Annotated in this window: 8 protein-coding genes; all 8 read left to right on the top strand. The window is 63.8% G+C overall.

The window, feature by feature from the left end:
• Positions 1-315 precede the first annotated feature (315 nt).
• Positions 316-846, top strand: a complete 531-nt coding sequence (locus tag CG716_RS21470; RefSeq protein WP_094483136.1) for a carboxymuconolactone decarboxylase family protein — start codon at positions 316-318, stop codon at positions 844-846.
• A 4-nt stretch (positions 847-850) separates the two neighbouring features.
• Positions 851-2,197, top strand: a complete 1,347-nt coding sequence (locus CG716_RS21465; RefSeq protein WP_094483135.1) for an SRPBCC family protein — start codon at positions 851-853, stop codon at positions 2,195-2,197.
• A complete protein-coding gene (locus tag CG716_RS21460; RefSeq protein WP_094483134.1) occupies positions 2,190-2,519 on the top strand; it encodes a hypothetical protein in 330 nt (109 codons plus the stop codon). Before CG716_RS21465 ends, CG716_RS21460 begins: the two co-directional genes overlap by 8 nt.
• Positions 2,520-2,521: 2 nt before the next feature.
• On the top strand, positions 2,522-3,757 hold the full coding sequence (locus CG716_RS21455) for a metal-dependent hydrolase family protein (protein ID WP_094483133.1): 1,236 nt from the start codon (positions 2,522-2,524) through the stop codon (positions 3,755-3,757).
• Entirely contained in the window at positions 3,738-4,169 is a 432-nt protein-coding gene (locus CG716_RS21450) for a nuclear transport factor 2 family protein (RefSeq protein WP_094483132.1), read from the top strand. Before CG716_RS21455 ends, CG716_RS21450 begins: the two co-directional genes overlap by 20 nt.
• Positions 4,166-5,308, top strand: coding sequence for an acyl-CoA dehydrogenase family protein (locus CG716_RS21445; protein WP_094483131.1), 1,143 nt, complete (start codon positions 4,166-4,168; stop codon positions 5,306-5,308). The genes CG716_RS21450 and CG716_RS21445 overlap by 4 nt, the downstream gene beginning before the upstream one ends.
• 1 nt (position 5,309) lies before the next feature.
• Positions 5,310-6,110, top strand: coding sequence for an acyl-CoA dehydrogenase family protein (locus CG716_RS21440; RefSeq protein WP_094483130.1), 801 nt, complete (start codon positions 5,310-5,312; stop codon positions 6,108-6,110).
• A gap of 163 nt (positions 6,111-6,273) precedes the next feature.
• On the top strand, positions 6,274-6,927 hold the full coding sequence (locus CG716_RS21435) for a TetR/AcrR family transcriptional regulator (RefSeq protein ID WP_094483129.1): 654 nt from the start codon (positions 6,274-6,276) through the stop codon (positions 6,925-6,927).
• Positions 6,928-6,934: the final 7 nt, after the last annotated feature.

Genomic DNA, 6,934 nt, shown 5'->3' with positions numbered 1-6,934 from the left:
CAAGTGATTCTTGAACATGTCAGGCGGCTCGACGATATGGTCATCGACGCTGATCAGAATCATGTCCTCTTTGCGCATAGCGGCTCCTTCCGTCGCGGCCGTCTCTACTGGAAACTAGCTTCTCATTCCGCGAGAATCAACATCCGGTAAACGCCTTACCGGTGCGTCGTGGCCGTAGGCTGGGGACCCGACACGCCTGGTCGACCTCGGATTTTCCGGCCTGCTCACACCCGGGGATTGACCTTGCGGCAAGATCATGGAAATCTGTTATCCGGATATGAGAATGGGATTCTCCAACTTGAGAGGGGGTTACCGGTGCGCCTGACGCCGCTACCAGCGGAGCAGTGGGACGACGAGGTGCAGTCCGCACTGAAGGGCATGCTGCCGCGCGACCGGCAGAACCCCGAGGGTGCCGGAACAGCGCTGTCCACCCTCGTGCGGCACCCCGACCTCACCAAGGCGTACCTGGGCTTCAACGTCTATCTCCTCTTCCGCTCCACCCTGCCGGCCCGGCTGCGCGAGGTCGCGGTGCTGAGAGTGGCCCATCGTCGCAACTGCGCCTACGAGTGGGAGCACCACGTCGAGATGGCCAAGGCGGAAGGGCTGGGCGACGCCGACGTGGCGGCGATCCAGCGCGGCGAGGCCAACGACGAACTCGACCGGCTGGTGGTCAAGGCCACCGACGAACTCGAGGACAACTCCAATCTCAGCGACCAAACCTGGGCCGCGCTCGGCGAGCACCTCAGCGAGCGCCAATGCATGGACTTCGTCTTCACCGTCGGGTCCTACGGCATGTTGGCCATGGCATTCAACACTTTCGGCGTACAGCTCGAGAACGAAAGGTAAGTACGTGGCATTTTTTCCGAAGCCGGCTGCCGGTAGCTGGACCGAGAACTGGCCCGAACTGGGCACCGGTCCGGTCGATTACACCGACTCGATCGACCCCGAACAGTGGAAGCTCGAGCAGCAGGCGATCTTCAAGAAGACCTGGCTTCAGATGGGCCGCGTGGAGCTCATCCCCAAAAAGGGCAACTACGTCACCCGTGAGCTGCCGTCGGTCGGCCCCGGTGTGTCGATCATCATCGTCAACGACGGCGACGAGATCCGGGCGTTCTACAACTTCTGCCGCCACCGCGGTAACAAGCTGGTCTGGAACGACTATCCGGGCGAAGAGGTCTCCGGCACCTGCCGCCAGTTCACCTGCAAGTACCACGCGTGGCGCTACTCGCTGAAGGGTGACCTGACCTTCATCCAGCAGGAGGGCGAGTTCTTCGATGTCGACAAGGCCGACTACGGGCTGGTACCCGTGCGCTGCGAGGTGTGGGAAGGCTTCATTTTCGTCAACTTCGACGACAACGCCATTCCGTTGCGGGAGTACCTGGGCGAGTTCGCCGAGGGCCTCGAGGGCTACCCGTTCCACGAGATGACCGAGCACTACAGCTATCGCTCGGAGGTCAACGCGAACTGGAAGCTGTTCATCGACGCGTTCACCGAGTTCTATCACGCACCGATCTTGCATATGAAGCAGGCGGAGCGCGAAGAGGCCGAGAAGCTGGCGAAGTTCGGCTTCGAGGCACTGGCCTACGACATCAAGGGTGACCACTCGATGGTGTCGTCGTGGGGTGGCATGAGCCCGCCCAAGGATCTCAACATGGTCAAGCCCATCGAGCGGATCCTGCACAGCGGCCTGTTCGGGCCGTGGGACCGGCCGGACATCAAGGGCGTCCTGCCCGAGGAGTTGCCGCCGGCCATCAATCCCGGTCGCCACAAGACTTGGGGCACTGACTCATTCGAGTTCTTCCCCAACTTCACGCTGCTGTTCTGGGCGCCAGGTTGGTACCTGACCTACAACTACTGGCCCACCGCGGTGGACAAGCACATCTTCGAAGCCGACCTGTACTTCGTGCCTCCCACCAATCTGCGCCAGCGGCTCTCGCAGGAGCTGGCGGCCGTGACCTTCAAGGAATACGCGTTCCAAGACGCCAACACGCTCGAGGCCACCCAAACGCAGATCGGCACCGGAGTCATCAAGGACTTCCCGCTGTGTGATCAGGAAATCCTGCTGCGTCATCTGCATATGACTGCGCACCAGTATGTGGACAGGTACAAAGAATCATTGGCCAACGGGAACGGAAACGGCAACAGCTCCGCCGCACTGAGCGCGAAGGCTCAAGAAAAGGATCCAGCAAATGCCTAAGCTGCCAGAAGAATTCGCTGACCTGGAGCGCTTCAGCGACTGGTGCTTGCCCACCGAGGAAGAGCGCTACCAGAAGCGGCTGAGCTCGACAATGGACGAGATGCAGGAGCTGTACGACGCCGGGATAGAACGGCTGGAAGACATCATGGTGTACGTCGATGCCCGCTTCCCTCTCAAGGGCATGCCGGAGGACGCCAAAGCCCTTGTCCATCTGGGGCAGTCGATCGTCCAGGTGAGTTTCCCCATCGAGGTGTGGAAGCAGCCCCGGGTGCTCGACAGCGGTGCCGCCTATATCAGACTCATCAAGGAGCCGGTGGTCTGAGCGTGCTGACCCTGAAGGCTGCCGGGTACGTCGACGTCGACGCGGGCGTAATCGTCCGCCCCGGCATCGTGAAGGTGGACGGTGACCGGATCGTCGCCGTGGGTGAGGGCGCCCGCGCGGGTGCCCAAGACTCCGTCATCGATCTCGGGGACTCAATCCTGCTGCCCGGCCTGATGGACATGGAGGTCAACCTCCTCATGGGCGGCCGTGGTGAGAACCCCGGCCTGTCCCAGGTTCAGGATGACCCGCCGACCCGCGTGCTTCGTGCGGTAGGCAATGCCCGCCGCACGCTGTATGCGGGGTTCACCACGGTGCGCAACCTCGGCCTGTTCGTAAAAACGGGCGGATACCTGCTCGACGTCGCGCTGGGCAAGGCCATCGACGCAGGCTGGATCGAAGGTCCGCGTATCGTCCCGGCCGGCCATGCCATCACCCCGACCGGCGGCCATCTGGACCCGACGATGTTCGCCGCGTTCATGCCCGGCGCGCTCGAACTGACGGTCGAGGAAGGTATCGCCAACGGAGTAGACGAGGTCCGCAAGGCGGTGCGTTACCAGATCAAGCACGGGGCACAGCTGATCAAGGTGTGCGTCTCCGGCGGTGTCATGTCGCTGACCGGCGAGGCCGGCGCACAACACTATTCGGACGAAGAGCTGCGCGCGATCGTCGACGAGGCACATCGGCGCGGGCTACGGGTGGCTGCGCACACCCATGGCGCCGAGGCCGTCAAACATGCGGTGGCGTGCGGGATCGATTGCATCGAGCACGGCTTCCTGATGGACGACGAAGCGATCCAGGCGCTCGTCGACAACGACCGGTTCCTGGTGACCACTCGCCGGCTGGCCCAGGCAATGGATGTATCCCACGCGCCGAAGGTGTTGCAGGACAAGGCCGCCGAGATGTTCCCGAAGGCGGAGACGTCGATCAAGGCCGCGTACGAAGCAGGGGTGAAGATCGCCGTCGGCACCGACGCACCCGCCATCCCGCACGGCAAGAACGCCGACGAACTGGTGACCCTGGTGGAATGGGGCATGCCGCCTGCCGCGGTGCTCCGGGCGGCCACCGTGGTCTGTGCGGAACTGATCAACGTCACCGATCGGGGCCGGATCGCCGAGGGTCTGCTCGCCGACATCATCGCCGTGCCCGGCGATCCACTGCAGGACATCAGCGTTACACAAAAGGTCAATTTTGTAATGAAAGCGGGTAAGGTTTTCAAGAATGACACCGTCACGAACTGAGGATCTGGTCGAGATCCAGCAGCTGCTCGCGAAGTATGCCGTCACCATCACCCAGGGCGATATCGATGGCCTGATTTCGGTCTTCACTCCGGACGGCACCTACAGCGCATTCGGGTCGACGTACACCTTGTCGCGGTTCCCGGAATTGGTGGACGCCGCGCCGAAGGGCCTGTTCATGACCGGCACGTCGCTGGTCGAGCTCACCGAAGGTGCGGACACCGCGACCGGCACGCAGCCGCTGTGTTTTATCGAGCACTCGGCCCATGACATGCGCATCGGCTACTACAAGGACACCTACCTGCGCACTGCCGGCGGCTGGCGCCTCAAGACCAGGGCCATGACCTTCATCCGTCGCAGCGGCGTACACGATTCCGGTCGCCCACACGCGATCGGCAGGCCAGACGCGGGATGACAGACGAGCTGCACGACCCGGCCACGTTCCGCACGGCGCTACGGGCCTGGCTCGACGAGAATTTCAATTCCGGCGAGCCCGCTCCGCCGACCGATCATTCGCTGGCCGGCCACATGCAGCAGTTCGCGCGCGTCATGCGCGCGCTGTACGACGCCGGCTGGGGCCGCTACGGCTGGCCCGAACACGCGGGCGGCCTCGGCGGCCCAGATATGTTGCGGGCCATCGTGGGTGAAGAGATCGTCGGCCGCCGGCTGGCCGAGCCGGGCCCGTACTCGATGATCGAAGTGCTGGCCCCGACGATGATCGACTATGCCACACCGGAATTGGCTGCTGAGATGCTGCCGAAGATGCTGTCGGGCGAAGAGCAGTGGTGCCAAGGGTTTTCCGAGCCCGGCTCGGGTAGCGACCTGGCGTCGCTGACCACGCGCGCGGTCCAACAGGATGGCGCGGATCACTACATTATTAATGGCCAGAAGGTGTGGACCAGCTTCGCGCAGTTCTCCCACCGCTGCATCCTGCTGACCCGCACCGGCGACGCGGATACTCCCAATCATCAGGCGATCACCGCGTTCTTCGTCGACCTCGACGCCCCGGGCATCACGATCCGGCCGTTGCACACCATGCACGGCGTCGATGAGTTCTGCGAGGTGTATTTCGACAATGTCGCCGTCGACGCCGGCCGGATGCTCGGTGCGCCCGGCGATGGCTGGCGATTGGCGATGGATCTGCTGCCCTACGAGCGATCGACATGTTTCTGGCAGCGAATCGCCTACCTGTACTCGCGATTCGACGCGCTCGTCAAGGAAGTCTCCGCCCAGGGCGAGACCGTCGACTTGGACATGGGTGAAACGTTTCTCGCGTTGCACACGCTGCGCTGCCGGTCCAGGGCCACACAGCATCGACTGGCCGACGGGCAGAAGTTGGGTCCGGACACCTCGATCGACAAGGTACTGCTGGCCGGTGCCGAGCAGCGGCTCTACGACGCCGTGCACGACCTGTTACCCGGCACCATCGAGCTCGACGACAACGACTGGCGCACCGAGTACCTGTACTCGCGCGCTGCGACCATCTACGGCGGTACCGCGGAAGTGCAGCGCAACATCATCGCCCGGCGGCTGCTCGACCTCGGGAAGGAGTGATATGGATCCCCAATCTGTCGAATTACTCGAATCCGGGCTGCGCAAGACCATGCTGTCGTCGTCGGGGCCAGATCTCGACGCGGCGCTGAACGAGCTGGGCTGGGCGGACATGCTGACCGATATCCCCGAAGTCGCCGTTCCGCTGGTGTTCCGGTTGCTCGGCGAAACAGGCTCGCACGCTTCGGTTCTCGTCGACGTGGTGCTGCACGCAACGGGAAATACGATCGGTGACACCGTCGAGTTGCCGCTACCGTACGCGGGCAACAGCTGGGTGGTGTGGGACCGCACTGCCACCAAAGACAGTGACACCACGCTCGGCGGGTTGCCGCTGCGCCGCGAGGAGGAAGGCTATCCGATCCGGGTGGCCGAAGCCCGGCTGGCGGTCGGCTGGTGGCTGGTCGGCACCGCACGCGCGATGCTCACCGTCGCCCGCCAACACGCGCTGGACCGAGTGCAGTTCGGGCGACCGGTCGCATCGTTTCAAGCGATCCGGCACCGGCTGGCCGAAACGCTGGTGGCCATCGAGGGTGCTGAAGCGACGCTGAGCACACCCGGCACCGATAGCCCGGACCTCACCGCGCTGCTGGCGAAGGCCGCCGCAGGCAAGGCCGCGCTGACCGCGGCCAAACACTGCCAGCAGGTGCTCGGCGGGATCGGCTTCACCGCCGAACACGAGTTCCAGCACCATCTGAAGCGCGCCCTGGTGCTCGACGGCCTGCTGGGCAGCTCGCGGGAACTGACCCGCAAGGCCGGGGCAGGATTGCGGGCCCGGGGGTCGGCGCCCCGGCTCGTGAATTTGTGACGCAGGCCATGGCGGTGAATGCGCTGGTCACCGTTTAGACTGCACGGAACGGAAATTTTGGTCCGTATTCGATTGAGAACGTAATTCTCCTCGCTGAGAGTAGTACTCTACTTACCGTGAGCTACATCCGAACCGCTGACTCGCGCTCGTTCAGAGCCCTGCAGTGAACAGCCCGAGCGAAGAACCTGCCTGGAAGCAGCGCGCTGTCGAGCGGTCGATCCGGACCGCCAAGGTGCGTGCCGGGCAGCGTGTGCAGCGATTTTTGGATGCCGCACAGGCCATCATCACCGAAAAAGGCAGTACCGACTTCACCGTGCAGGAAGTGGTGGACCGGTCACGTCAGTCATTGCGCAGCTTCTATCTGCAGTTCGACGGCAAGCACGAGCTGTTGCTTGCGCTCTTCGAAGATGCGCTGAGCCGGGCCGCCGATCAGATCCGGGCGGCCACGTCGGCGCAGAAGGATCCGCTGGATCGCCTCAAGGTGGCCGTCACGCTGCTGTTCGAACTGTCCCGGCCGGATCCCACCGCCCGTCGGCCGCTGTTCACCGACTTCGCCCCGCAGCTGCTGATCTCACATCCCACCGAGGTCAAGGTCGCCCACGCACCGCTGGTCGCGCTGTTCTCGGAGCTGATGGAGCAGGCCTCGGCCGCCGGTGAGCTGCGCGACGACGCCAACCCCCGCCGTATGGCGGCCATGACCATGCAGACCATCATGTTCATCGCCCAGTCCAGCTCGGTGGAGGACGAGGAGATCCACACGCCGATCAGCGGCGACGAGGTGTGGACGTTCTGCTCCCAGGGCTTCGCCCGCAAGTAGGCCGCAA

Origin of the sequence: Mycolicibacterium sphagni (assembly GCF_002250655.1) — a bacterium.
Lineage (GTDB): Bacteria > Actinomycetota > Actinomycetes > Mycobacteriales > Mycobacteriaceae > Mycobacterium > Mycobacterium sphagni.
This window is presented reverse-complemented; position numbering and strand designations above follow the sequence as displayed.

Coding starts and splice junctions, on each gene's coding strand:
- CG716_RS21460 (WP_094483134.1), top strand. CDS start 2,190: ATGCCTAAGCTGCCAGAAGAATTCGCTGACCTGGAGCGCTTCAGCGAC.
- CG716_RS21445 (WP_094483131.1), top strand. CDS start 4,166: ATGACAGACGAGCTGCACGACCCGGCCACGTTCCGCACGGCGCTACGG.
- CG716_RS21450 (WP_094483132.1), top strand. CDS start 3,738: ATGACACCGTCACGAACTGAGGATCTGGTCGAGATCCAGCAGCTGCTC.
- CG716_RS21440 (WP_094483130.1), top strand. CDS start 5,310: ATGGATCCCCAATCTGTCGAATTACTCGAATCCGGGCTGCGCAAGACC.